Source organism: Nocardia sp. NPDC059180, from assembly GCF_042754945.1.
Lineage (GTDB): Bacteria > Actinomycetota > Actinomycetes > Mycobacteriales > Mycobacteriaceae > Nocardia.
Map to the genome: position 1 here is coordinate 299,744 of NZ_JBHZBU010000006.1, position 25,535 is coordinate 325,278.

The following is a 25,535-nucleotide window of genomic DNA, read 5'->3' on the forward strand; positions in this document are numbered from 1 at the left end:
ACTGCTTGACAGTCTATGTCAAACTGTAACGCATGGTCGATACTCAGCAGCCTGCCGGCGCCGAACCGGATCCCCTGGCGAACCAGGACGACACGGCGCTCCCGACGAGTATGGCGTGGGACGCCTGGGGCGCTCCCGCCGGACACAAACCGCTGTCGGCGCAGATCCGTGGCCTGCTGAAGCAGGTGTTCGGGGTGTCCGGCGAACCGGTGGCGCGCCGCGATGAGGGTGACGTGCCGCTGCGCGATTCGGCATTGACGCCTGCCGCGCGCGACGGGCTGGTCGCGGTGGTCGGTGCCGAGAATGTGTCGACCGCCCACCGCGACCGGCTGCTGCGCGCGGGCGGCAAGAGCACCCCCGACCTGCTGCGCCGCCGCGCCGAAGGCCCGCAGGACGCACCCGACGCGGTGGTGTTCCCCCGCGACCACGATGAGGTCGTCGCCCTCCTGTCCTACTGCGCCGAGGCCGGCATCGCCGTCGTCCCGTTCGGTGGCGGCACCAGCGTGGTGGGCGGCCTGGACCCGATTCGCGGCGACTTCGACACGGTGATCACCCTCGATCTACGCAGGCTGAACGCCTTGTCCGACGTCGATCCGGTGAGTGCCACCGCAACCCTCGGCGCCGGCGTGACCGGCCCGCGCGCCGAGGAACTGCTGGACGCCCACGGCTTGTCGCTCGGTCACTTCCCGCAGAGCTTCGAATTCGCCAGCATCGGCGGTTTCGCGGCCACCCGCTCATCTGGTCAGGCTTCGGCGGGCTATGGCCGCTTCGACGATATGGTGCAGCGGCTCAAGATCGCGACGCCGAGCGGAACACTCGAGCTCGGCCGCGCTCCCGCCTCGGCGGCCGGCCCAGATCTGCGCGAACTGTTCGTCGGCTCCGAAGGTGCGCTCGGCATCATCACCGAGGTGACCCTGCGCGTGCATCCGGTGCCGGAAACCATTGCCTACCAGGCATGGTCGTTCCCGGACTTCGAAACCGGCGCGGCCGCATTGCGTGCGGTCGTTCAGGCGGGTGCGGCCCCCACCGTGCTGCGGCTGTCCGATGAGATGGAGACCGGCGTCAACCTGGCGCGTACCGCCGATATCGGCGGCGAAGCGGTCACCGGCTGCCTGGCCATCACCACCTTCGAAGGCTCCGAGATGCATGTCGCGGCCCGCGGGCTGGAGGCCGGTGCGTTGCTGTCGGCGGCAGGTGGGACGGTGCTCGGCGAGCTGCCCGCGCGCGAATGGGAGAGCGGCCGGTTCTCCGCGCCGTATCTGCGTGACTCGCTACTGGACGCCGGCGTGCTGTGCGAGACCCTGGAAACCGCGACCACCTGGTCGAACCTGTCGAACCTCAAAGCGAAGGTCACCGCGGCACTCACCGAAACGCTCACCGGCCAGGGCGCTCCGGCACTGGTCATGTGCCATATCTCGCACACCTATCCGACCGGTGCCTCGCTGTATTTCACCGTCATCGCCAAGCAGCTCGACGATCCGCTGGCCCAATGGCAGGCCGCGAAACAGGCCGTGGGCGACGCCATCATCGGGGCGGGCGGCACCATCACCCACCATCACGCCGTCGGCGCGGACCACCGACCGTGGATTCCCGACGAGATCGGCGAGCTGGGTGTGCGGGTGCTGCGCGCGGTGAAACGCGAAATCGACCCCTCGGGCATTCTCAATCCGGGCAAGCTGGTCCCATGACATCGCAGTCGCGGCGCGAGATGCGCAAGGTCACGGTGGTGACCAACGCGCTGTCCGGGATGGGTAAGGGGCACGACGTCGCCGGTGCCGCCATCGCCCGGCTCAGTGAATGTGGCATCGAGATCACCGAGATCCGGGCGCCGTCGGCGGCCGAATCGGTGCGGCTGGTGCGCGCGGAGATCACCGGGCCGGGCCCGCGTCCGGACGCGGTGGTCTGCGCCGGCGGTGACGGCCTGGTGTCGGTGATGCTGGAGGCTCTGGCCGGAACCGATACCCCGATCGGGCTGATCCCCGGCGGCTCCGGCAACGATCTCGCCCGCGAATTCGGCGTCCCGATCGACGACCCGGTTGCCGCCGCCGATGTGGTGCTCGGCGGTATGGCACGCACCATCGATCTCGGCCTGATCGATCGCGACGATGCCGCGCCGATGTGGTTCGCCACCGTCACCGGCACCGGCTTCGATGCGCGAGTCACCTTGCGCGCCAACAGTATGAGCTGGCCCAAGGGTCCGCTGCGCTACACCGCGGCCGCGTTGGTCGAGCTCGCGAGCCGGACCGCGACTCCGTATCGGATCGAACTGTCGGACGGGTCTGCGCAACCGGACACGGTGGTCGAGACCGATGCGATGCTGGTCGCGATCGGCAATACCCGCACCTACGGCGGTGGCATGCTGGTCTGCCCGGATGCGGTGGTCGACGACGGTTTGCTCGACCTCACCGTGGTCCGCGCGGTGTCCCGGTTCCAGATGCTGCGTTTGCTGCCCGCACTCGCCTCCGGTAAGCGCATCGACCACCCGGCTGTCTCGCACTACCGGGCCCAGCGGATCACACTCACCGCCCCGGGCGCACCCGCGACGGCGGACGGTGAACCGGTGGGCACCCTGCCGATCACCCTGCGCGCCGTGCCCGGCGCGCTGTCGATCCTAGTGCCCGAATAGGTCGCCTCAGGCGGCGAAACTGACCCGGCTCATCCCGCCCACCGTGTCGCGGTCGGCGATGACGATCGAAGCGGGCGCGGGATCGGTGATCGGTCCCGCGTCCACCTCCCGCAGCAACTGCTGCCAGCGCACGCAGTGCAGCCGGAAGAAGAAGCCGTTGACCCGTCGCCCGCGCTTGTACTGGCCTGCGCGGGCGATGGTCGCGGGTACGTCGATGAGAATCAGATGCAGTTCCCGTCCGCGTGCCGCGGCCCAGCGGGCCAGCATCCGCCGCGCCCAGCCGAAGGTGGCGCAATCGTGCACGACGACGGGCCCGGCATTGTCGCGCAACGCGTTCCGGATGCGGGTGTAGTGCGCGACATGCACCACCGGCCGCCACAGCGGATACGGCACCCTGCCCAGTCGATGCCGCCAGGAATTGCGTGAATGCTGCGAGTCGAGCACCACCGAACCCGCCGGGCCGGTCGGCGGCCACTCGGCCTCGGCCGTCGATCCGAACAAGGCCCGTAGCGCCGTGCTCTTGCCCGCGCCCGGGACACCGGCGAATACCAGCACCGCTGTGGGCGGATACCGCAATTCGTCGACCACATGTCCGCGTAGATCATGGACCGCATGAGGTAGCAGCATGGAAACCGATGCGGGCGCGCGGGATTCGCTGGGAAGCAGAGCGGACGATTCGAGCCGGGGGTTCACTCTTCCAGAGTTGTCAGTAATGTCCGATTCGGCAACTGTGTGTGACCAATACGGGTGAAAACCGAAGCTGAGAATTGGCTATGGATCCGCGATCGCCCCTGCGATCGGCGGTAGTCTGTCAGGTGTAGGCGGAGTCTTCGGTGTCCCTCATCCACCGAAGACTCCGCCGGTGTTTTTTCTGGGGGCCGGGCCCATGGGTTCGCGCCACGGCGTCGTCGACCCTGCGCGAGACGATCCGCGCCGACCACTAGAATCGCGGGGTGACCAGCGCAGCCCCAGACCACACGCGTAATCGTGCCGATGCCCTACCCAAGAGCTGGAACCCCGGCGAGGTAGAGGCCGAGATGTACGAGCGCTGGGTAGCGGCCGGTTACTTCACCGCCGACCCCACCAGCAGCAAGCCCGGATACTCGATCGTGCTGCCGCCGCCCAACGTCACCGGCAACCTGCACATGGGCCACGCCCTCGACCACACGCTGATGGACCTGCTCGCGCGCCGCAAGCGCATGCAGGGCTATGAGGTGCTGTGGCTGCCCGGTATGGACCACGCGGGCATCGCCACCCAGACCGTGGTGGAAAAGCAACTCGCCGTCGACGGCAAGACCAAGGAAGACTTCGGCCGCGAACTGTTCATCCAGAAGGTCTGGGACTGGAAGCACGAATCCGGTGGCGCCATCCAATGGCAGATGCGCGCGCTCGGCGACAGCGTCGACTGGAGCCGCGACCGCTTCACCATGGACGACGGCCTCTCGCGCGCCGTCCAGACCATGTTCAAGCGGCTGTTCGACGCCGGGCTCATCTACCGCGCCGAGCGGCTGGTCAACTGGTCGCCGGAACTGCGCACCGCCATCTCCGATATCGAGGTCAAATACGAAGACGTCGACGGTGAGCTGGTCTCGCTGCGCTACGGCTCGCTGCGCGACGACGAACCGCACGTGATCGTCGCCACCACCCGCGTGGAGACGATGCTCGGCGACACCGCCGTCGCGGTCCACCCCGAGGACCCGCGCTACCAGGCGCTGATCGGCAACACCCTCGAGCATCCGATCACCGGCCGCCAGATCCCGGTGATCGCCGACGACTACGTCGACCCCGAATTCGGCTCCGGCGCGGTCAAGATCACCCCCGCGCACGACCCCAACGACTTCGAGATGGGTCTTCGGCACAACCTGCCGATGCCGACCATCATGGACGAACGCGCCAGAATTACTGGTACCGGAACCGAATTCGACGGTATGGACCGGTTCGAGGCCAGGGTGAAGGTGCGTGAACGCCTCGCCGACGAAGGCCGCGTCGTCGCCGAGAAGCGCCCGTACCAGCACAGCGTCGGCCACTCCGAGCGCAGCGGTGAAGCGATCGAGCCGCGGCTGTCGATGCAGTGGTGGGTCAAGGTCGAATCGCTGGCCAAGGCAGCCGGTGACGCCGTGCGCGGCGGCGATACCGTCATCCACCCCACCAGCCAGGAACCGCGCTGGTTCGACTGGGTCGACGATATGCACGACTGGTGCATCTCCCGGCAGCTGTGGTGGGGCCACCGCATCCCGATCTGGTACGGCCCCGAAGGCGAGATCATCTGCGTCGGGCCCGATGAGAGCGCCCCCGAGGGCTGGGTGCAGGACCCCGACGTGCTCGACACCTGGTTCTCCTCCGGGCTGTGGCCGTTCTCCACCATGGGCTGGCCGGACAACAGCGCCGAACTCGAGAAGTTCTATCCGACAAGCGTTCTGGTCACCGGCTACGACATCCTGTTCTTCTGGGTGGCCCGGATGATGATGTTCGGCACCTATGTCGCAGAGGATCACGTCATCACCGCGGGCAAGGACGGTGCCAGGCAGGTGCCGTTCAAGGACGTCTTCCTGCACGGGCTGATCCGCGATCAGCACGGCAAGAAGATGTCCAAGTCGCGCGGTAACGGCATCGACCCGCTGGAGTGGATCAACGCCTACGGTGCCGACGCGCTGCGATTCACCCTGGCCCGCGGCGCGCAGCCCGGCGGTGACCTGTCGGTCGGTGAACCGCATGCGCTGGCCTCGCGCAGCTTCGTGACCAAGCTGTTCAATGCCACCAAGTTCGCGTTGATGAACGGCGCCCGCCCCGGCGAGCTGCCCGACCGCGCCGCCCTCACCGACGCCGATCTGTGGATCCTCGATCGCCTCGACGCGGTGCGTGCCGAGGTCGACGCGGCCTTCGACGCCTACGAATTCGGTAAGGCCTGCGAGGCGCTCTACCACTTCGCCTGGGACGAACTGTGTGACTGGTACCTCGAACTGAGCAAGGTGCAGTTCGCGGCCGACGACGCGCGCGCCGAATCCACCCGCACCGTGCTCGGTTCGGTACTGGACTCGGTGCTGCGGCTGCTGCATCCGGTGATTCCGTTCGTCACCGAATCGCTGTGGCGTGCGCTGACCGGCGCGGATTCGATCGTGGTCGCCGACTGGCCGCAGGCCTGCGGCCACGCCACGGATCAGGGTGCGGCACAGCGCATCTCCGATACCCAGCGATTGATCACCGAGATCCGCCGGTTCCGCAGTGACCAGGGTCTTGCCGACAAGCAGAAGGTCGCAGCCAAGGTGATCGGCCTGTCTGCTGCCGGGCTTGCCGAGCTCGAGCGCTCCATCGCCGATCTGGCCCGGCTCACCGCGCCGGGTGCGGGTTTCGCCGCCACCGCCTCGGTCGAAGTCCGGCTCAGCGGTGCCACCGTCACCGTGGAACTCGACACCTCGGGCACGGTCGACCTCGTCGCCGAACGGCGCAGGCTGGAGAAGGACCTGGCGGCCGCCGAAAAGGAACTCGCCGCGACCACCGCCAAGCTCGGCAACGAGGCCTTCCTTGCCAAGGCGCCCGAGCCGGTCGTCGACAAGATCAGGAACCGCCGCGATGTCGCCGCCGCCGAGGTGGAGCGGATCGGCGCCCGGCTCGCCGAGCTGAGCGGCAAGTGACCGGCCCCGACGAGACCGGCGGCCCGGACTTCTCGCACGAGGCGGGCAACGCGGAACCGGAGCCACAGCACGGCACCGGTGCTCCACTCGGCTCCGGACCCTCGCCGGTGGATCTGGCGGAGATGGCGCTGGTCGAGGCCGAACTCGACCGGCGCTGGCCGGAAACCAAGATCGAGCCGTCGCTCACCCGCATCTCCACCCTGATGGATCTGCTCGGATCGCCGCAGCAGAGCTACCCGGCGATCCACATCGCGGGCACCAACGGCAAGACCTCGGTGACCCGCATCATCGACGCGCTGCTCACCGCACTGCATCGGCGCACCGGCCGCATCACCAGTCCGCATCTGCAACTGGCGACCGAGCGGATCAGCATCGACAACGCGCCCATCACGCCGGCCCGCTACGTCGAGGTCTATCGCGAGCTGGCGCCCTACATCGAGATGATCGACGCGCAGTCGGCGGCGGCCGGCGGTCCCGCGATGAGCAAATTCGAGGTGCTCACCGGCATGGCCTACGCCGCCTTCGCAGAGGCGCCGGTCGACGTCGCGGTGGTGGAAACCGGTATGGGCGGCACCTGGGACGCGACCAACGTCATCGACGGGCAGGTGGCGGTGATCACCCCGATCGGGCTCGACCACACCGACTACCTCGGCCCCGACCTCACCGCCATCGCGGGGGAGAAAGCCGGGATCATCAAACGCGCGCCCGAGAGCTTGGTCCCGCGCGACAACGTCGCCGTCATCGCCGAACAGGACCCCGAGGCGATGGAGGTGCTGTTGCGCCGCGCCGTCGAGGTGGACGCGGCCGTGGCGCGTGAGGGCGCGGAGTTCCGGGTCCTTGCGCGCAAGATCGCCGTCGGCGGCCAGCAGTTGGAACTGCAGGGCCTCGGTGGGGTGTACGACGAGATCTTCCTGCCGCTACACGGTGAACACCAGGCCCGCAACGCGGTGCTGGCGCTGGCCGCGGTGGAGGCGTTCTTCGGCGCGGGCGCGCAACGTCAGCTCGACGTCGATGCGGTCCGCGAAGGATTCGCGAGCGTCTCCAGCCCGGGCCGGCTGGAACGGATGCGCAATGCGCCGACCATCTTCATCGACGCCGCCCACAACCCGGCAGGCGCGAAAGCGCTGGCGGCGACGTTGACCGGCGAGTTCGACTTCCGCAAGCTGGTCGGCGTAGTCGCGGTACTCGGTGACAAGGACGCCGCGGGCATCCTCGAGGCGCTGGAGCCGGTGTTCGACGAGATCGTGGTCACCACCAACGGCTCACCGCGTGCGCTCGATGTCGACACCCTCACCGACCTTGCGGTGCAGCGCTTCGGCGACGAACGTGTCGTGCCCGCATTCACCCTGCCCGATGCCCTGGAAACCGCGATCGCGATCGCGGAGGACGTCGGCGACAGCGGGGAGATGGTGTCCGGCGCCGGCGTCGTGGTCACCGGCTCCGTGGTGACCGCGGGTGCCGCGCGCGCCCTGTTCGGTAAGGAACCGGCGTGATCGGTCGGCGTGCGGAGGCGGCAGTGTGGGTTACCACGGAGGACGCCCGAGGACGCCGAAGTCGACACAGCGTGATCGGCAGATCGTGCCGAGGAGGCAGACCATGAGCGAATCCGACCCGCGCCCGGACGACGATCCGGCCGCCGAACAGACCTCTGAGCAGACGGCACCCGCCCCGCCCGACCCGTGGAAGGGCCTGCGCGGGGTGATGGCGGGCACGCTGATCCTCGAGGCCATCGTCGTGCTGCTCGCGCTGCCGGTGGTCGCCGACGTCGGCGGCGGCGTGAGCTGGCTGTCCGGCACCTATCTGGTGGGCCTGGCCGTGGTGATGGTTCTCGGCGCGGGCGTGCAGCGCAAACCCTGGGCCCTCCCGTTCAACCTCGGCTTGCAGGTCCTGGTGATCGCCGGCGCCTTCATCCACATCTCCATCGGCGTCATCGGCATCCTGTTCGCCATCGTCTGGGCTTTCATCCTGATCCTGCGCAACGACGTCCAACGCCGCATGGACCTCGGCGTCCTGCCCAGCCAGCGCACCCAACCGCCCAGCTGACGAGCGACGACCCGAAGAGGTCATCATCGACCCGTGGGTGATCTAGCGGGTGACCCTCGTCGCCGCATCCTCTGCGACCGCTGGTTGGGAACCTGGGGGAGGTGCCCGTTACGCTGTCGCGGTGACTGAGCAGACGTTGATCCTCATCAAGCCGGACGGTGTGGCCCGTGGCCTCGTCGGTGAGGTGCTGAACCGGATCGAGCGCAAGGGCCTGAAGATCGCCGCGCTGGAGCTGAAGCAGGTGTCCGGCGAGCTGGCGGGGGAGCACTACGCCGAACACGCGGGCAAGCCGTTCTACGGCTCGCTGATCGAATTCATCACTTCCGGCCCGGTCGTCGCGGCCGTCCTCGAAGGCCCGCGCGCGATCGCCGCGTTCCGGCAGATCGCCGGCGGCACCGATCCGGTCGAGAAGGCCGCCACCGGCAGCATCCGGGGCGATTTCGCTCTGGAAACCCAGGAGAACCTGGTGCACGGATCCGACTCGCCGGAGTCGGCCAAGCGGGAGATCGGGCTCTGGTTCCCCGAGTTCCCGGCCTGATCCGACTCCATTTCCGTCGTTTCAGACCTCACGCTGTTGCGCCGATGGCGAACCCTCGGCGCACGGTGTGGGATACTGGCAACTGGTTGCAACCGAATAACGGTGGTAACCGGATGACACCCCGAGGTTCGATGCCGATCATCGCTGCCGCGGCGCGGTAACTCGTTCGCGTCGGCACGCTGGATGAACGCTCACACCACGGAGTTCAGCCATACAGCCAGGCGCCGCGTGTCCAGTTAGCCCGAACGACGATCGACATGGAGATATCCGGGCACGCGGGGCGAGACCATCGACCTCGTGCCAACCGCACGAGGTGTACCGACAGCGCCCCCGCGTCGGCCGCGTCACTCCCTGCCGGGAGGAACGCGCCCGGGGGCCCGAGGAGACTTCGTGGCCGATCAAGAGCCGCTGGACACAACATCACAGGATGCCGATCAATTGCCGGAGCGAATCCGAGTTCATGCGCTGGCCAAACGTCTGGGAGTAACGAGCAAGCGCATCCTGGCGAAGCTGGGTGAGCTCGGCTCCGACGCGCGCAGCCCCCAGTCGAACGTGGATCGCGCGGTCGCCGAGTCGGTTCGGGACGCGCTCGCCGCCCCCGAGACCGAGCCGGCTGCCGCGGCGCCCGAACCACAGCCCGTCGCGGACACCACCCAGCAAACCGCCGCCGAGCAACCGGCGAGCGTCGCGACCGAGCCGTCCACCCCTGAGCAGGCCCAGCCCGCTCCCACAGTCGAGGTGGTCGCCGCCGAGGAGACCGCGCCAGAAGCGCCGGTCGCCGACCTGTTCTCCACCGCGCCCTCGTTCAGCCCGCCTGGCGGGCTGTTCGCCAGCCCCATATCGCAGACGCCCCCAGCCGTGGAGCCGGTTGTCTTCGAATCCGCGGTCGTCGCGGCGCCGCTGTTCCTGTCCCCGGACGCCACCGCCGCCGGCGAACTGCGCAAGAAGCGCCGCACCGAGCGCGATACGACCCGTACCGAGGACGACACCGCGCAGGTGGAGGAGACCGAAGAAGAGGTTTCCGACGAGCAGGACACCGCCGAGCAGGCCGAGTCCGACGATCAGCCCCGCCGCAGGCGCCGTGGCCGTCGTGGTCGTGGTCGTGGTCGTGGTGAGCAGCACGCCGACGGTGACGACGAGCACGACACCGAGCCCGAACGCGGTGCCCGCGACAAGGACGAGACGCGCGGCAAGGAAGAGACGAGCGGCAAGGAGTCCGGCGCCGAGGACGGCGAGGGCGCCGAAACCCTCGCCGAGGACGAGCACGCGGAGCCTGCCGAGACCGCCGAATCCGTCGAGGACGGCGATGACGGCTCGCCCGATGGTTCCACCCGCAGACGGCGCAGGCGCAGGCGGCGCAAGGTCGCCGGTGAATCCGGTGGCGAGAACGAGGCGGCCGAGGACGATCCGCCCAACACCGTCGTGCACGAGCGTGAACCCCGCAACAAGAGCCGGGGCCGCGCCACCGTCGACGAGGTGCAGGGCATCACCGGGTCCACCCGGCTCGAAGCCAAGCGGCAGCGTCGTCGCGACGGACGCGAGGCGGGCAGGCGGCGTCCGCCGATCCTGACCGAATCGGAGTTCCTTGCCCGCCGCGAGGCGGTCGACCGGGTCATGGTGGTTCGGGAGAAGGAGTTCCCCGGTCATCCCACCGCTACCCAGGTCGCGGTGCTCGAGGACAACATCCTCGTCGAGCACTTCGTCACCAGCACCGGTCAGGCGTCGATGGTCGGCAACGTCTACCTCGGCAAGGTGCAGAACGTGCTGCCGAGCATGGAGGCGGCGTTCGTCGACATCGGCCGCGGCCGCAACGGTGTGCTCTACGCCGGTGAGGTGAACTGGGAGGCCGCAGGTCTCGGCGGCAAGGAACGCAAGATCGAGCAGGCGCTCAAGCCGGGCGATCAGGTGCTGGTCCAGGTCAGCAAGGATCCGGTCGGGCACAAGGGCGCCCGCCTGACCACCCAGATCAGCCTCGCCGGACGCTTCCTCGTCTATGTGCCTGGCGGCACCTCCACCGGCATCAGCCGCAAGCTGCCCGATACCGAGCGCAAGCGCCTCAAGGAGATCCTGCGCGAGATCGTGCCCGCCGACGCGGGTGTGATCATCCGGACCGCCTCCGAGGGCGTCAGCGAGGCCGAACTGGCTCGCGACGTGGAGCGGCTCCAGGCCACCTGGCGGACCATCGAAAAGGCCGCCGAACAGGATTCCGGCGCCCCGAAGACGCTCTACGAAGAGCCGGACCTGCTGGTCAAGGTGATCCGTGACCTGTTCAACGAGGACTTCTCCAAGCTCGTCATCGAGGGGGAGCGGTCCTGGAGCACGGTGGAGACCTACATCCGCACCGTCGCCCCTGATCTGCTGGCGCGGGTCTCCCAGCACGAGAACAACAGCGTGGACGTCTTCGAGACCTACCGCATCGATGAACAGCTGGCCAAGGCGCTGGACCGCAAGGTGTGGCTGCCCTCGGGTGGCACGCTCGTCATCGACCGCACCGAGGCGATGACGGTCGTCGACGTCAACACCGGCAAGTTCACCGGGTCCGGCAACAGCAACCTCGAAGAGACGGTCACTCGCAACAACCTGGAAGCCGCCGAGGAGATCGTGCGGCAGATGCGGTTGCGCGATATCGGCGGCATGATCGTCGTCGACTTCATCGACATGGTGCTCGAATCCAACCGTGATCTGGTGTTGCGCCGGCTTACCGAGGCACTGGGCCGCGACCGCACCCGGCATCAGGTCTCGGAAGTGACTTCGCTCGGCCTGGTGCAGATGACCCGTAAGAAGCTGGGTACCGGCCTGGTCGAGGCGTTCTCGACCACCTGCGAGCACTGCCACGGTCGCGGCATCCTGGTGCACAGCTACCCGGTGGAGCCGACTGCGGCCGAGGACGGCGGCGGGCGCGGGCGCGAGTCCGGTGCGCGCAGGCGCCGCGGCCGCGACAAGTCCGGTGCGGCCGCCACCCCGCAGCCGCAGCAGCCTGCGGTGCCAGAGGTGAGCGAGGAAGAGGCCGCGGTCAAGCGCGCGCATCCGGTCGCGCTGGCCATGGCCGCCCATCACGGCGACGACACCGCGGTATCGGAGGCCGACGCCGAGACGAAGCCGTCGGAGACGGTGGCCGAACCCGAGGCTGCGGCAGAGACAGAAGCGGCGGCGAAGGAGGCGACCGGCGAACCGGCCGCTGCCGAACCGGCGACCGAGCCCGCTGTCGCTGCCACCCAGAACGGCACCCGCACCCGCTCGACCAGGCGTCGGCGAGTGGCTCGTTCGGCCGCAGCCCCTGCGGCGGAGGTGGAGGTGACCACAGCTGAATCGGCCACGGCCGAATCTGCCGCGGCGGCTGAACCGGCCCCATCGACCGAATCGGCTCCGGTAGCCGAACCGGCAGCAGCGACCACCGAGTCGGCTGCGACCACCTCTGCCGAGCCCGTGTCGGAATCCGCGGAGCAAGCTCATGTCGAAGCCGCTGCCCCGTCGGAGAACGGCACCCCTGCCCGGACCACCCGGCGCAGGCGGGTGGCCCGCTCGGCCGCAGCGCCTGCCGCGGACAGCACCGGTGCGGTGTTCGTGCTGAGCAGTTCGGACGAGCCCGCGGCGCCGGTAGCCGACCTCGCCGAGCCGGTCCCGGTGGCCCAGGCGCCTGCCCGCAGGCCACGCAGGCGTAGCTCCGGCCGTCCCGCCGGGCCGCCACCGGCCGACGCGACGAACGAATGACCAGGTGGTCCCCGCCCTTGTGGCGGGGGCCACTGTCGTTCTGCGGCCGGTTTGGTCGCGCACCTATGCGTCCTGTAATCTTGGACAGTCGCTGCCCGGCGACAGCGTTTTATCACGCTGTGCCCGCGAAGTTGTATCGGGAACTGTATCTAGCAGACCCTGAGCAATCGCCAGTGCTGAGGCGGCGATGACTACCAGACCAGATGTGTAGTGGTTGCCCGGTGGAGTTCTTCCGCCGGGTGCCACTCCAGCGCGCTATCAAGCGCCGCACACTAGAGGAAGAAGGGCAGCCGACCGATGGCAACGTACGCGATCGTCAAGACCGGCGGAAAGCAGTACAAGGTCGCGGTCGGTGACCTGGTGAAGGTCGAGAAGATCGAGGGTGCGCCGGGCACCGCTGTGGATCTGTCGCCGGTGCTCGTGGTCAATGGCGCCGAGCTGACCGCCGATGCGGACAAGCTGGCGAAGGTTTCGGTGTCCGCCGAGGTCGTCGAGCAGACCAAGGGCCCGAAGATCCGTATCCACAAGTTCAAGAACAAGACCGGCTACCACAAGCGCCAGGGTCACCGTCAGCCGCTGACGGTCCTGAAGGTCACCGGCATCAAGTAATCGGCCGGGGGTTCACCGAGCCCCCATCTGGAGGAGTACAGCAATGGCACATAAGAAGGGTGCATCCAGCTCCCGGAACGGTCGTGATTCCAACAGCCAGCGCCTCGGCGTCAAGCGGTTCGGCGGTCAGACCGTGAAGGCCGGCGAGATCCTGGTGCGTCAGCGCGGCACGCACTTCCACCCCGGCGTGAACGTCGGCCGTGGCGGTGACGACACTCTGTTCGCCCTCGAGGCGGGCGCGGTCGCGTTCGGCAGCAAGCGTGGACGCAAGACCGTCAACATCGTGGTTCCGGAGCCCGTCGAAGCCTGACCGGCTGACGACTCCAACACAGACGAGCGGGTCAGGGTGACATACCCCTGGCCCGCTTTTCGTTGTTTCCATCACAGTGACCTGCGGCGACGTTCGCCGTCCTGACCAGACCGAAGGAGGATGATTCGGCGTATGTCCAAATTCATCGACCGTGTCGTACTTCACGTGCGTGCTGGCAAGGGCGGCCACGGCTGCGCGTCGGTGCACCGGGAGAAGTTCAAGCCGCTCGGCGGTCCCGACGGCGGTAACGGTGGCAACGGCGGAGACGTGATCCTCGAGGTCGACTCCAACGTGCACACCCTGCTGGACTTCCACTTCCATCCGCATGCCAAGGCGAGCAACGGTAAACCAGGTGAGGGCGGCAACCGCGACGGCAAACAGGGCACCGACCTGCTGCTGAAGGTTCCTGACGGCACCGTGGTGCTCGGCTCGGACGGCGAAGTGCTGATGGACCTGGTCGGTGTGGGCAACCAGTACATCGCCGCCCGCGGGGGTCGTGGCGGGCTCGGCAACGCCGCACTGGCGTCGAAGGCGCGTAAGGCGCCCGGGTTCGCGCTGCTCGGTGAGGAGGGCGAAGAGCGCGATATCGTGCTCGAGCTCAAGTCGGTGGCCGATGTCGGTCTGGTCGGGTTCCCGTCGGCCGGTAAGTCTTCGCTGGTGTCGGTGCTGTCGGCGGCGAAACCCAAGATCGCCGACTACCCGTTCACCACGCTGGTCCCCAATCTCGGCGTGGTCGCCAGCGGCGACACCACGTTCACCGTGGCCGATGTGCCCGGACTGATTCCTGGTGCGAGCCAGGGCCGCGGCCTCGGACTCGACTTCCTGCGTCATCTGGAGCGTTGCGCCGTCCTCGCCCATGTCGTGGACTGCGCGACGCTCGAACCTGGCCGCGACCCGGTCTCCGATGTCGACGCCCTCGAGGCGGAACTCGCCGCCTACAAGCCCGCGTTGAGCGCCGACGCCGGGCTCGGCGATCTGGCCGATCGTCCGCGCGTGGTGATCCTGAACAAAACCGATGTGCCCGATGCGGCCGAACTGGCCGAGATGGTGACCGACGAGTTCACCGCGCGCGGCTGGCCGGTCTTCGAGATCTCGGCAGTCAGCCGGGCCGGACTGCGGCCGCTGACGTTCGCGCTCGCGGACCTCGTGCTGAAGTACCGGGAGGACCATCCGAAGGCGGCGCCGAAGCGCCCGGTGATCCGCCCGATCGCGGTGGACGAGACCGGCTTCAGCGTGATCGCCGACCCGGAAGAGCCCGGCGGCTTCATCGTGCGCGGCACCCGGCCCGAGCGTTGGGTCCGCCAGACCCAGTTCGACAACGACGAGGCCGTCGGCTACCTGGCCGACCGACTCGCGCGACTCGGTGTCGAAGACAAACTGGTGCGCCTCGGTGCCGAGCCCGGCGCGCCCGTCACCATCGGCGATGTGACCTTCGAATGGGAGCCGCAGATCTCGGCGGGCGTCGATATGGTGCCCACCGGCCGCGGCACCGATATCCGGCTCGAGCAGTCCGACCGGGTCGGCGCAGCCGAACGCAAACATGCCTCCAGGGTGCGTCGCGGTTTGGTTGGCGACGACGAGGACGGAGCGTAGGCAGGCCCCAGCGGCGTGCCTGCGCGTGAGAACAGTGGTGGAGATCAGCCGTGACGGAAACGAAGGTGCAGTTCGGCGCCGAACTCAGTGAGGCGCGCCAGGCCATCGCCGGTGCGCGCAGTGTGGTGGTGAAGATCGGGTCCTCGGCCCTCACCAGCATGAAGGCCGGTCTGGATATCGCACGGCTGGATCGGCTCGCCGACGCCATCGAGGCGCGGATGCGGGCCGGTTCGGATGTGGTCGTTGTGTCCTCGGGCGCGATCGGCGCCGGAATGGCTCCACTCGGTCTGAGTCGCCGCCCGCGTGATCTGGCCACCAAACAGGCCGCGGCCAGCGTCGGTCAACTGGCGCTCGCCCACGCCTGGGGGACCTCGTTCACCCGTTACGGCCGAACAGTCGGGCAGGTGCTGCTCAGCGCCGACGACTTCGCCCGCCGCGAACACCATCGCAATGCCCAGCGCACCCTCGACCGGCTCCGTTCGCTCGGCGCGGTGGCGGTGGTGAACGAAAACGACACTGTCGCAACCGAAGAGATCCGTTTCGGCGACAACGACCGGCTGGCCGCACTGGTCGCGCATCTCGTTGGCGCCGATGCGCTGGTACTGCTCTCGGATGTCGAAGGCCTCTACGACGGCGACCCACGCAAGGGCGGCGCCACCTTCATTCCCGAGGTGCGTTCCAGCGCGGACCTGGACGGGGTGATCGCAGGCAGCGGTGGCGCACTCGGCACCGGCGGCATGGCCTCGAAGCTGTCGGCGGCGCGCCTTGCCGCTGATGCGGGTGTACCGGTGCTGCTGGCAGCGGCCTCCGACGCCACGACCGCCCTGAGCCATGGCACAGTCGGCACCGCGTTCGCGGCTCGCCCGGTGCGCCTGTCCGCGCGCAAGTTCTGGGTCCGCCACGCCGCCGACAGCCGCGGCGCCATCCACATCGACGACGGCGCCGTCGCCGCCGTCGCCCACCGTCGCCACTCCCTGCTCGCCGCAGGCATCACGGGCGTGCGCGGCCGCTTCCACGGCGGCGACGTCGTCGACCTCATCGCCCCCGACAACCGCCTGGTCGCCCGTGGCGTCGTCGAATACGACGCGGCCGAACTGTCCACCATGCTCGGCCGCTCCACCACCGAACTTCCCGACACCATGCAGCGCCCGGTCATTCACGCTGACGATTTGGTGAAGGTGTAGGGCGAGCACTCGGTACTCGAGTTCCTTCCTTGGGATCGCGATGGGGAACGGATACCGACAATCGAGCCGATTCCGGCTGGTCGTTGGGGGAGGCAAGGGCGCCGCGATCCAGTCGACCGGGTGCCCGCTCTGGCCGGTGCCATCATGTATTCATGCGCATAACGGTCGAGTTGCCGCCAGAGCTCCTGCAGGCAGCCAACCTCGCCGCTGCCGCGCGTGGAATCAGACTGGAGGAGCTGTTCACTAGGGCTCTTACTCACGAGGTCGGTGCTCACCCTCGGGCACGGGTTGGCGGTCGAGTTGCGTTCCCGCTGGTCAGGGCGGCCGATCAAGGGCACCTGCGGGAGATCACGAATTCGGACATCGCGGACGTCTTCGTCGCCGAGGACATTGAGAAGTACACCTGATGCTCCTGGTCGATGTCACCAAAGCATCCGGTGCCCTGACGTGCGGTGCCGGTCACCCATTCATGCGACCTGGTGACGGTGTAGGCGGAAAGCTCAGTACTCGAGTTCCGACCACGGGATGTTGATCGGGAAAGGGAAGTCGATCTCGATTCCGCTGGTATCGGCCGGGGTCCATTCACCCGCAACCAGATAGTTCGCCGGACGCAACGGGCACACCCCGCCGGGAACCTGTCCATGCCCCGTCTCCAATGCGTACGCCCGGATAGTTTCGATCGCGCGTTTCTCACGAGCCAGGGCGACCTCCCAGTACCAGGGGATCCTGGCGCTCGCGTAGCGCGTCTTCTTGGCCTCGAGATCGGCACGGTCACTCCACGGAGACAGGACTTCGCCGACCAGCAGTGCGTCAGCCGCGCGAGCGTCTTGGAACGGCGACGCGAGTTCGCGGTGAATCATAAAGTCCGGTATGGCGAAATCCGACTTTCCGCTGTAGCCGAAGAACAGAGCTGTCAGGCCGACCACACGCATGCTCGGATGGGAATTCCTGGTCTCAGCGGCGCGCGAGCACCGCTCCAAAGCGTTCCAGATTCGGCAGGTGAACATCTGGTGCTCGGGTGGTTCACCGCCGATCCACACGACCCGTCGATCCCGCAGCTCGATCCACTCTGCAAGTTCCTCCGGTAGTCGCTCCAGTTCATCCCACGTCATGTATTCAGGCAGGTCTGGACGCTCGCCGCGAGGCACAGTCATGTCGCAACGATAATCCGACCTTGACCACCATCTCGCCTGCGCGATGGTGATCCCGCCGTAGACTCCGTCGCAGATTGGTGGAAATGGCCCCGGGACCGAGGTAGAGACATGATTCGGTCTGTGGTGTTCGATGTCGGCGAGACTTTACTCGATGACAGCCGGGAGTTCGGTGCCTGGGCCGACTGGATCGACATACCGCGCCACACTTTCTCGGCTGTCCTCGGTGCGGTGAACAGATCGAGGAGCAAGACCTCTACTCAGACGTGCGGTCTGGACTGGCCGCTGTGCGGGAGCGCGGGCTGTGGGTCGGCATCGCCGGGAACCAGACCGCCCGCGCTGCGGAACTGCTCCGGGCGCTTGACCTTCCGTGCGACGACATAGCGACGTCTGGTGAATGGGGAGTGGCGAAACCGGATCCAGCCTTTTTTGATCGGGTGGTTGATTTCGCGCGTGGAGCACGCGACGAGATCGTGTACGTCGGCGACCACCGCGACAACGATATTATTCCGGCTCGTGCGGCGGGACTGAAGGCTGCGCTGATCCGCCGGGGACCTTGGGGATATCTGTGGGCGGATGAGGTCAGCGGTAATAGCGCCGCCGATTGGGTGATCGATTCACTGAACGATCTGGTTTCGGTGCGGCGTTAGCAGTTCAAGCGCTCCATCATGTCCTTGACGTAGGGATGTGCGTGCGTGTGCTGGTGTGCGATGGCTTCGGCCGCCTGGAGGGCGGTGAAGGCTTCTTCGCACCGCCACGTCTGCGTGAAAGCTCGTCAGCCTTCCTGTGGGGCGTTCAGTACCTTCGCCATTTCCTCCATGACTGGCGAGTCCGCAAACGGCTGATCTCGCCCGACGACGCGCCAGCCCCATGCCTCGTAGGTCGCCCTGGCGGGATTGCCGACTCGTACTAGGAGGTAGCCCAGCGGTTCTGGGCGTTCGGCCAGCAACGCATCATGGATGGTTCGCGCGTATCCCTGCCCGTGGTATTCGGGGTGAACAGCGAATTCGCGGAAGATGTAGACCGACGCACCAGCTGGTTCGTTGGTCAACTCGGGGTATAGATGTGCCGCCTTTGCCCACACTGCCTGGGGTCGCCCGTACGGGGTGCCGAAGGCATAACCGACCATCCGATCGTCCACTCTCCCTACAACCAGCTCGAAATCTGGGATCGGTGCATACAGCTGCTCCAGGCGCTCCCAGAATCTCTCGGGGCGATACCACGGGTTGTGTTGCAGTTCGATGTGCGATGCCAGGTATATCGCTTGCAGTTCATCTGCAAGTCCGAGCGGTCCGGTTGCTTCGTAGCGCGTTAGCTCGAGAGAGCCAGGGCTCATGACTCGACGGCCTTCTGTGCGTGTAGTGCGTCCTCCATCAGGAGTTCGCGCAGTTCCCGAGCGGTGGACGTGCGGCGGTCGCCTGGCGGTACCGCCGCAAGCACCTGCTCACCCAGCCCCATGACAAAGCGGGTCCGGTATTCCGCTGGCAAGGCCGCCAAAGTCGTTGTTGCGTAGTCAGTGCCCTGGCTCGGGTCACCGCCTCGCACCAGGCACAATGCGCGCTGTAGCTCGATCTGGACGGGGCCGCGCCGACTGTTCGGCGGGTAGAGGTCAAGTGCCGCTGTCTGCGCTCGTTCGGCGCGGCGGGTATCGCCGAGGTGGGAGTAGACGAAGCTCTCGGCGAACCTGACCCGTTCTTCGGGGTAGGCCCAGCAGTGCCAGCCGTGGTCGCTGGTCACGGTAGAAGGCAAGGCTGCGAAGGTATCCCGCAGAGCGGCCAAGGATGCCTCAGCTTCGTCTGCACGACCGAGCAGAGCGAACGATTGCGCGCGAGCAGCGAGCAAGCTCGGCCTGCCACCGGCCGGTCCTGCCATGATCAAGTCGGCGGTCTTCCCGATATCGTCGATGATCACCTGTGGTGACTGTCCGTCATAGATAGCGCGGATTGCCTTGCGCCCTCTCACGTATAGCATCACATGCAGGTCATCTGAGCGGTCCGCCGCATAGCGAGCGGTGCGCCACCACCGCACAGCTTCGCGACGCTGTCCGAGGTCGCCGACGGCCTGCGCCATGTACTGGCTCAGTAGCGCACCGATCTTGTACAACTCCCGCCGCTGAGCAGTTCTGACTGGCATGCTCAGCGCCAGCTCGAGACTCAGAACATCGACCAGCAGCATTTCGTGAAGCTCGGTCGATGTGTGCGTGACATACGTGGCTCCGTACTCTCGAACGACTTCGTGCCAGTCGTCCAGTTCGACCGAACACCCATCCGAAATAGCACGATTCAGCCCGTGCCGCGCCGACTCCAACCCGAGCGCAGCGCCAACTCCAGCGGCCGAAGCGCTGAGTAAAAAAGTTCGGCGGAGCACGTCGTCAACTTCTTTCCCTGCGGTTGGCGGGAACATCGGAGGATCGTTCGGACCTGTCCCCATGCTACCGGTGTCGCCGCTGCGCTCGACCGGGCGAAAACCGAGGTCGGCGTCGGTCTGAACACCGAGAACAGCCCGGATTCCGGCACGGAAGTCGGCATTTGGCCACCGGAAGACACCGCGTTCCAACTTGCCGATGTAATTGCCGGACAGCTCGATTACTCGTCCGCTGCTGCGTAGGACCCACTCATTCACCAACTCTGCCACCTCCGCGCGTGATAGCGGATGCCCAGTTGTTTCAGAACGGACTCGACCACGAGCGTTACGCAGCAGATGATTCGGTTCAGACATTGCTCCCCCATCCCTTGCGCGGCAACCCTTCAGCCGAATCGTCGCACCGAATCCTGCCCCGCAGAGCCAGTTCTTGGCCTGTCTCCCCCCAATCTCCCCCAGATCGACCACAGAGAGGCATTCCCCGCTGGCCTCGTGGCAAGGAATCTGAATCCAGCCCCGCCGCCGGGTCGATGCCGTGCCCCTCATCGGCGCTCCTCGGCGGCGGGTGCCCACCACGCAAGAGGAAGGGGTCGGCGATGGAGCTGTCCGCGCGAAACGCCAATGAGGATGAGCGGGATGCCAACAGGGCGTCCGGCAACGAGGGCTACCGCTATCTCCAGCGCGCGGACGGGTCCTGGTCGCTGGTCGGTGACGATGGCTGGGAAGTCGAGTTCGCCGACCTCGACGCCGAAGTGCTGGAGGCCTTTGCTGCGGCCGTGACGTTCCTCCAGATCGATGTTGAACCGTTTTCGGTCGCGGACGCCGAGATCAGGTGAGCGGCGTGACGGGATGGCAGGTGTTGACGATCGTGATGACTGCCGTTTTGACGGTGGCGGCGGTGATGTTCGCGGTCGCGTTGACATGGCCGAGCCGGATTCCGGAAGGCAAGAGTGTCGCCGAGATTCAACAGCGGATAGGGCAGGAGCGCAGCGATATGGATTCGAAGGTCTGGCCGATCGGGTACCCGCATGAGCCGCCCGACCGGCCGATGAGCGTACGCGATGCGCAGATGACAATGCAGCGACATCGGGCGTGCCGAGTGGGTGAGTGCCCACGTAAGACGGCGGCCTGGCGGGTGCTGGTGGAGAGCGGACGGATCACCCCGGACTCGGGGCGGACATACTGACGATTCATCTGCTGGAATCAGCTAGCTGTTGCTGGCCAGAAGGTTGTTGACGCTGGAACTGCGTAGGTCTGGCAGATGATCGGATGATGCTGGAGCCTAGACGGAACGGCCGGCACGCAAGCGGGCACCGAACGATTGTCTACGCGGCTCTTGTGAGTGCGGACCATCCGGCCATCGCGCCTGTGACGATGTCTTCGAGTTCGGTGCGCGTTGCACCATCGCGAGCTTGGATCGAGAGGCCCTGCACGATGGTGGCGTAGTAGCGTGCGACGGCGTCGATGTCGGTTTCGCCCGCGGCGAGCTCACCTTCGTCGATCCCGCGTTGCAGGCGATCCCTTATCGCGGTGAGCTGGGAGCGCCGAATGTCGGCCAGAAACTCGCGGATGGGCTCGTTCTCGATCGCTCCGGTGGGGGCAGCGAGGATGAGCATGCAGTAGTGCGGAGCGTCAGATCGCGTGATCTGGTCGACGGTCGCGCGCAGCATCGCGTGAATCGCCTCCCGGACGGCAGGCTGCTCCTGAAGTGCGTTCCGTGGCGGTGCGCCGGCAGTCGCGCCATAGCGGTCCATGACCTGGCGGAAGAGGCTCTCCTTGCTTCCGAAGTAGGAGTAAATGCTCGCGGAGGCGATCCCCATCGCCCGAGTCAGGTCGCTGAGCGAGGTGCCCTCGTAGCCGCGCTCCCAGAACACCTCGAGCGCCCGCTGCAAGGCGGTGTCAGGGTCAAACGTGAGCGGCCGCCCGCGACTGGCCATTTCGGTGCGCCTCCGTGCTTTGTTTGTCGTTCGATCAAGATTAGCTTGACCGGCTCCCGATCACCGTGGCAAGGTTTGTTTGTCAATCAGCAAACAAATCAGATCGGATGACCATGAGCATTCCTGCCTCGATGCGCGCTTTGCAGCAGTCGTCCCTGGACGGCCCCAAGGATCTACGCCTTGTATCCGATGCGCCGGTCCCGACTCCCGGCCCGGGCGAGGTGCTGATCCGAGTCGGAGCAGCCGGGGTCAACTTCGTCGACGTCTCGCAGTCCCGTGGAGTGTTCGCGGGTGGGCCGCAGCCTCCCTACTTGGCCGGCATTGAGGCTGCCGGCGAGGTTGTGGCGCTCGGCGAAGGAGCCGCCGGTGTCGAGCTCGGTGCTCACGTCATCGGCGTCACGATCATGGGAGGAGCCTTCGCGGAGTATGCCGTTCTGATGGCAGCTGGGACTGCGCCCTTGCCGCCCGGTTGGACCGACGAGCAGGCGCTCGGGATGGTCGTGTCCTGGCCGACCGCTTTGGCTGCGCTGAAACCGTTGGGGCAGATCGAAGCGGGGCAGACGGTTCTGATCCACGCGGCCGCCGGCGGAACCGGCCAGGTGGCCGTGAAGCTGGCCAAGCACTATGGGGCGACGGTGATCGCCGCGGCATCCCCCGACAAGCACGAGGCGGTCAAGGAGTTGGGTGCGGACTACCTCCTCGACTCGCACAGCAGCGAACTTGCTGCCGATGTCCTTCGCCTGACGGAAGGCGAAGGCGTCGATCTCGTGCTGGAGTCGGCTGGGGGCGCTACCTTCGAGGCGAGTTTGGCCGCCACTAAGCGGGTCACCGGCCGGGTCGTCGTGTTCGGCCTCGCCGGCGGCGAGGCCTCGATCACCAACTGGGACCTCGTTTACAAGCACCAGGTCCACCTCATCGGGCTGAACATCGGCATCCTGATCCAGTCCGCACCGCACATCTTCGGCCAGGTGATGGGCGAGATGTTCGGCCTTATCGCGAGCGGGGTCCTCGGCCCAGGCACTCCGACAATCCGCGAATTGTCAGACGGCCCGCAAGCGCTCCAGGACCTCGAGGCGCGCACCACATTGGGGAAACTCGCGCTCGTGCCCTCAATATCACTCTCGGCGTGAGCCCTCAGCGGGGGTGAAAGAACCGTTCCATGACGCACAAGAACGCGCCGTCGACTCCGGAGGGCCGCCGGCGGCTTGTGGAGCGCTTGCCGCACGCGCCCGATCGCTCATGTAGGGGACGAGATGAGAGTCTCACGTGCAACTGCATCGAAGTGGGTGAACCGTCACCGGAAGTTCGGCGAACTCGGGCTGCTTGATAGCTCATCTGCTCCGGGCCGACAGCCGACCGCGACGCCTGGGCAGCTTGTCAAGCGGATCGAGTCGATGCGACGCGATCGCAAGTGGTCGGCATCCCGCATCGCTTTCGAGCTTCACCAGGACGGCACTCCGATCAGCCGCCGCACGATCACGCGGTTGCTCGCGCATATCGGCTTGAATCGTCGGAAGTTCATCGACCCGAACGGCGTAAGCAACCGCGAACCGCAGAAGATCATCGCCGAACGGCCCGGCCACATGATCCATATCGACGTGAAGAGGACCGGCCGTATCCCGGACGGCGGCGGCTGGCACGTGCACGGCAAGAACAGTGCCGAGGCCAAGGCTGTGGCCCGAACGAAGACGCGCGGCGCGAAGGCCGGATACGTGTTTCTGCACTCCGCGATCGACGGCTACTCCCGGCTGGCCTACACCGAGGCGCTGCCCGATGAGAAAGCAGTCACAGCCGTCGCTTTCCTCGACCGGGCGAGGTCTTGGTTCGCCGCGCACGGCATCACCCACATCGAGCGCATCGTGACCGACAACGGCGCCTGCTACCGCGCGAACGCCTTTGCAAACGTGATCGGCGAAAGCCGCCATAAACGCATCACGCCGTACACGCCGCGCCGCAACGGGAAGATCGAGCGGTACAACCGCATCCTTGCCGAAGAGTTCCTCTACGCCCGGACCTGGCGCTCAGAACAGGAGCGAGCTGCCGCGCTGGACCTCTGGAATCGGCACTACAACGACCACCGGCCCCACGGCGCTCACGACGGGATGCCGCCAGCATCCGCGACGCCATCACGCGTCAACAACGTCCTGGCATCCTACAGCGAGCGGCGCTGGAAGTTCATGCCTGCCACGGGGTGCTGATCCCAGAATGTCGCCGAAAAACCCTCTGAACTGATCTTCGGCCACCTCGGTGAATCCTGGATTCCGCCCGGATTACCCCTGTGGCGGGATGACACCGGGCTGGTCGGTGGCCGGGGGAGTGCCTTCGGGGATCGGACCGGTGATGCCGGGTTGCCCCGCTGGGTCCGGTAGTGGGAGTGGTGGGTTCTCGGGTCCCGGGATCGGGGGTTGGGGCGGCGCTTCTGGTTGCGGGGGTGGTTCGACCGGAGCGGGTGGGGTCGGCGGCTCCGGGGCGGGCGCCGGCGGCTCGACCGGCGGGACGGGTACGGGGGGTTCTGGTGTTTGGGGAACTGGGAGCGAGGGATCGGCCGGGGGTGGTAGGGGTACTGGTGGCTCCGCCGGTGGGGGCACTGGAAGTGGGGGATCGGCCGGCGGGGGTACAGCGGCCGGTGGCTCTGTCGGTGAGACCTCCGGAATAGATGGTTCGGTAGGAGCCGGGGCTTCGGCAGACGGTGGCGTGGGGGCCGATGGCTCGGCCGGGGGCTGGACCGGTGCCGGTGGTTCGGCCGGCGGTGGGACGGACAGTGGGGGAGCCTGCTGGGTCGGAGGCGTGGACGGTGTGCCGTTCGGTGCGGCTGTATCCGGTTCGGCCCGCAATTGCTGCTGCGGTGGGCCGCCCAGCGGTGGCTGGGTGCCGGGTGCTTCCGGTGGCGCCGGCAGGGCGGGGACACCGGTGCCTGCCAGTCCATACGCCGGCTTGTAGATCATGTTCATCGCCAGGACGGCTTCCTGGCGCAACGCCTCCTGGGCCATCTGTGCGTCGATGACGTTGGCGGCTTCCAGAAGTTTGGCGATGGCGCCGATGGGGCCCGATCCGCCTGGCGGTACGACGGCCAGTTTGACCGCTTCCGCTGCGGCGGCGACCCCGCCGATCCTGGCACCGACCTGGCCGAGGACTCCGGCCAGCTCATCCACCGAGGCGGCGAAACTGCGGGCGCTGGCGTGGGCGGCGTCGGCGGCGGCGCCTTCCCAGTCCATCGAATCCATCACCCGATCCACACTGTCGCGAGTGAGTGGGAACGACGTCGACAGCCCTGCCGCGGCTTCCAGCCAGGCGGCGGAGGTCTGCAGGATCGCGGCCGCGTCGATCTCCTGGGTTTTGGCGTAGATCTCCTCGTGCCGCATCGACTCGAAGTGTTCCATCGCGCTGATGTATTCGGGGTCGGTGCCGCTCATCGGGGCAGCCTCGACTCGATGGCGCGGATCGCGGCGGCATTGGCGGCGTCGGCTTCTTCGTAGAGTCCGCCGCTGATCAGGAACGCCTCTTTCATCCGGTAGGCGGCCTCGATGTAATGGTCGAGCAGTGCGGCGGCATCGCGGGCCTTGTGACCGAATCCGGCCTGCAGCTGCTGCGCCGAGACGAATCCGCCGAAACCACGCGGTTCGGCCACCGATTCCAGCCGTTGTTGCAGGTGTAGCAGGCGATCGAGCTGATGGTCGTAGAGTTCGGCGCAGCGTCGCGCCGCGGCTGGATCGAACTTGACAGTGCCCGCGTGCGCCGCGTGCCGAAACCGGGCGATTTCGGTTCGGCTGGTCTCGATCGTCATCGCTGTCCCCTCCGTCGGTCCGATTCAGAGTAGCCGCAATCGAGGTCGCCGGTCAG

23 protein-coding genes and 1 pseudogene are annotated in these 25,535 nt (G+C 67.1%); 17 read left to right on the forward strand and 7 right to left on the reverse strand.

Going from position 1 to position 25,535, the window contains the following annotated elements; translation table 11 throughout:
- Positions 1–110 precede the first annotated feature (110 nt).
- Both ACFXNW_RS20665 and ACFXNW_RS20670 read left to right on the forward strand, forming a co-directional pair.
- A complete protein-coding gene (locus ACFXNW_RS20665; protein ID WP_379419467.1) occupies positions 111–1,688 on the forward strand; it encodes an FAD-binding oxidoreductase in 1,578 nt (525 codons plus the stop codon).
- Complete coding sequence (locus ACFXNW_RS20670) at positions 1,685–2,626, forward strand: diacylglycerol kinase (RefSeq protein ID WP_379419335.1); 942 nt, start codon at positions 1,685–1,687, stop codon at positions 2,624–2,626. The genes ACFXNW_RS20665 and ACFXNW_RS20670 overlap by 4 nt, the downstream gene beginning before the upstream one ends.
- Before the next feature lie 6 nt (positions 2,627–2,632).
- On the opposite strand, the gene ACFXNW_RS20675 is transcribed toward ACFXNW_RS20670, so the two are convergent.
- Entirely contained in the window at positions 2,633–3,319 is a 687-nt protein-coding gene (locus ACFXNW_RS20675) for an AAA family ATPase (RefSeq protein ID WP_379419336.1), read from the reverse strand.
- A gap of 260 nt (positions 3,320–3,579) precedes the next feature.
- On the opposite strand from ACFXNW_RS20675, the gene ACFXNW_RS20680 reads away from it, so the two are divergent.
- From ACFXNW_RS20680 to ACFXNW_RS20725, 10 genes are all read left to right on the forward strand, one after another.
- Positions 3,580–6,258, forward strand: coding sequence for a valine--tRNA ligase (locus ACFXNW_RS20680; protein WP_379419337.1), 2,679 nt, complete (start codon positions 3,580–3,582; stop codon positions 6,256–6,258).
- Between the two features lie 122 nt (positions 6,259–6,380).
- Positions 6,381–7,751 carry a bifunctional folylpolyglutamate synthase/dihydrofolate synthase gene (locus tag ACFXNW_RS20685; protein ID WP_379419468.1) on the forward strand — a complete coding sequence of 457 codons (1,371 nt, stop codon included), beginning with the start codon at positions 6,381–6,383 and terminating at the stop codon, positions 7,749–7,751.
- A 103-nt stretch (positions 7,752–7,854) separates the two neighbouring features.
- Positions 7,855–8,301 carry a DUF4233 domain-containing protein gene (locus ACFXNW_RS20690; protein WP_379419338.1) on the forward strand — a complete coding sequence of 149 codons (447 nt, stop codon included), beginning with the start codon at positions 7,855–7,857 and terminating at the stop codon, positions 8,299–8,301.
- A 121-nt stretch (positions 8,302–8,422) separates the two neighbouring features.
- Positions 8,423–8,839, forward strand: coding sequence for a nucleoside-diphosphate kinase (gene ndk / locus ACFXNW_RS20695; protein WP_379419339.1), 417 nt, complete (start codon positions 8,423–8,425; stop codon positions 8,837–8,839).
- Between the two features lie 390 nt (positions 8,840–9,229).
- Positions 9,230–12,550, forward strand: a complete 3,321-nt coding sequence (locus tag ACFXNW_RS20700) for a translation initiation factor IF-2 N-terminal domain-containing protein (protein ID WP_379419340.1) — start codon at positions 9,230–9,232, stop codon at positions 12,548–12,550.
- A 297-nt stretch (positions 12,551–12,847) separates the two neighbouring features.
- Positions 12,848–13,159 carry a 50S ribosomal protein L21 gene (rplU, locus tag ACFXNW_RS20705; protein ID WP_014349679.1) on the forward strand — a complete coding sequence of 104 codons (312 nt, stop codon included), beginning with the start codon at positions 12,848–12,850 and terminating at the stop codon, positions 13,157–13,159.
- 43 nt (positions 13,160–13,202) lie between these two features.
- A complete protein-coding gene (rpmA, locus tag ACFXNW_RS20710; protein ID WP_379419341.1) occupies positions 13,203–13,469 on the forward strand; it encodes a 50S ribosomal protein L27 in 267 nt (88 codons plus the stop codon).
- 132 nt (positions 13,470–13,601) lie between these two features.
- Entirely contained in the window at positions 13,602–15,062 is a 1,461-nt protein-coding gene (gene obgE / locus ACFXNW_RS20715; protein ID WP_379419342.1) for a GTPase ObgE, read from the forward strand.
- Positions 15,063–15,112: 50 nt separating this feature from the next.
- Positions 15,113–16,246, forward strand: a complete 1,134-nt coding sequence (proB, locus tag ACFXNW_RS20720) for a glutamate 5-kinase (protein WP_379419343.1) — start codon at positions 15,113–15,115, stop codon at positions 16,244–16,246.
- A gap of 152 nt (positions 16,247–16,398) precedes the next feature.
- Complete coding sequence (locus ACFXNW_RS20725) at positions 16,399–16,653, forward strand: hypothetical protein (protein WP_379419344.1); 255 nt, start codon at positions 16,399–16,401, stop codon at positions 16,651–16,653.
- A gap of 93 nt (positions 16,654–16,746) precedes the next feature.
- Here ACFXNW_RS20725 and ACFXNW_RS20730 read toward each other — a convergent pair whose 3' ends face one another.
- Entirely contained in the window at positions 16,747–17,400 is a 654-nt protein-coding gene (locus ACFXNW_RS20730; protein WP_379419345.1) for a Uma2 family endonuclease, read from the reverse strand.
- A 263-nt stretch (positions 17,401–17,663) separates the two neighbouring features.
- On the opposite strand from ACFXNW_RS20730, the gene ACFXNW_RS20735 reads away from it, so the two are divergent.
- Positions 17,664–18,047 (forward strand): HAD family hydrolase, encoded by a 384-nt coding sequence (locus ACFXNW_RS20735; protein WP_379419346.1) that lies wholly within the window; start codon positions 17,664–17,666, stop codon positions 18,045–18,047.
- A 125-nt stretch (positions 18,048–18,172) separates the two neighbouring features.
- On the opposite strand, the gene ACFXNW_RS20740 is transcribed toward ACFXNW_RS20735, so the two are convergent.
- Positions 18,173–18,733, reverse strand: a complete 561-nt coding sequence (locus ACFXNW_RS20740) for a GNAT family N-acetyltransferase (protein WP_379419347.1) — start codon at positions 18,731–18,733, stop codon at positions 18,173–18,175.
- Positions 18,730–20,019: a hypothetical protein gene (locus ACFXNW_RS20745; RefSeq protein WP_379419348.1), complete on the reverse strand. Its 1,290-nt coding sequence runs from the start codon at positions 20,017–20,019 to the stop codon at positions 18,730–18,732. The genes ACFXNW_RS20740 and ACFXNW_RS20745 overlap by 4 nt, the downstream gene beginning before the upstream one ends.
- Before the next feature lie 335 nt (positions 20,020–20,354).
- On the opposite strand from ACFXNW_RS20745, the gene ACFXNW_RS20750 reads away from it, so the two are divergent.
- Together ACFXNW_RS20750 and ACFXNW_RS20755 are read left to right on the forward strand one after the other, a co-directional pair.
- Complete coding sequence (locus ACFXNW_RS20750; protein WP_379419349.1) at positions 20,355–20,594, forward strand: hypothetical protein; 240 nt, start codon at positions 20,355–20,357, stop codon at positions 20,592–20,594.
- Between the two features lie 35 nt (positions 20,595–20,629).
- Complete coding sequence (locus tag ACFXNW_RS20755; protein WP_379419350.1) at positions 20,630–20,944, forward strand: hypothetical protein; 315 nt, start codon at positions 20,630–20,632, stop codon at positions 20,942–20,944.
- A 139-nt stretch (positions 20,945–21,083) separates the two neighbouring features.
- On the opposite strand, the gene ACFXNW_RS20760 is transcribed toward ACFXNW_RS20755, so the two are convergent.
- A complete protein-coding gene (locus ACFXNW_RS20760) occupies positions 21,084–21,650 on the reverse strand; it encodes a TetR/AcrR family transcriptional regulator (RefSeq protein WP_379419351.1) in 567 nt (188 codons plus the stop codon).
- A 158-nt stretch (positions 21,651–21,808) separates the two neighbouring features.
- On the opposite strand from ACFXNW_RS20760, the gene ACFXNW_RS20765 reads away from it, so the two are divergent.
- A complete protein-coding gene (locus ACFXNW_RS20765; RefSeq protein ID WP_379419352.1) occupies positions 21,809–22,825 on the forward strand; it encodes an NADPH:quinone oxidoreductase family protein in 1,017 nt (338 codons plus the stop codon).
- Positions 22,826–22,854: 29 nt separating this feature from the next.
- Positions 22,855–23,893 (forward strand): annotated as a pseudogene (locus ACFXNW_RS20770) (IS481 family transposase).
- Positions 23,894–23,965: 72 nt separating this feature from the next.
- Here ACFXNW_RS20770 and ACFXNW_RS20775 read toward each other — a convergent pair.
- Both ACFXNW_RS20775 and ACFXNW_RS20780 read right to left on the reverse strand, forming a co-directional pair.
- Positions 23,966–25,108, reverse strand: a complete 1,143-nt coding sequence (locus ACFXNW_RS20775; RefSeq protein WP_379419353.1) for a hypothetical protein — start codon at positions 25,106–25,108, stop codon at positions 23,966–23,968.
- Positions 25,105–25,479 carry a hypothetical protein gene (locus tag ACFXNW_RS20780; RefSeq protein ID WP_379419354.1) on the reverse strand — a complete coding sequence of 125 codons (375 nt, stop codon included), beginning with the start codon at positions 25,477–25,479 and terminating at the stop codon, positions 25,105–25,107. Before ACFXNW_RS20780 ends, ACFXNW_RS20775 begins: the two co-directional genes overlap by 4 nt.
- Between the last annotated feature and the right edge of the window lie 56 nt (positions 25,480–25,535).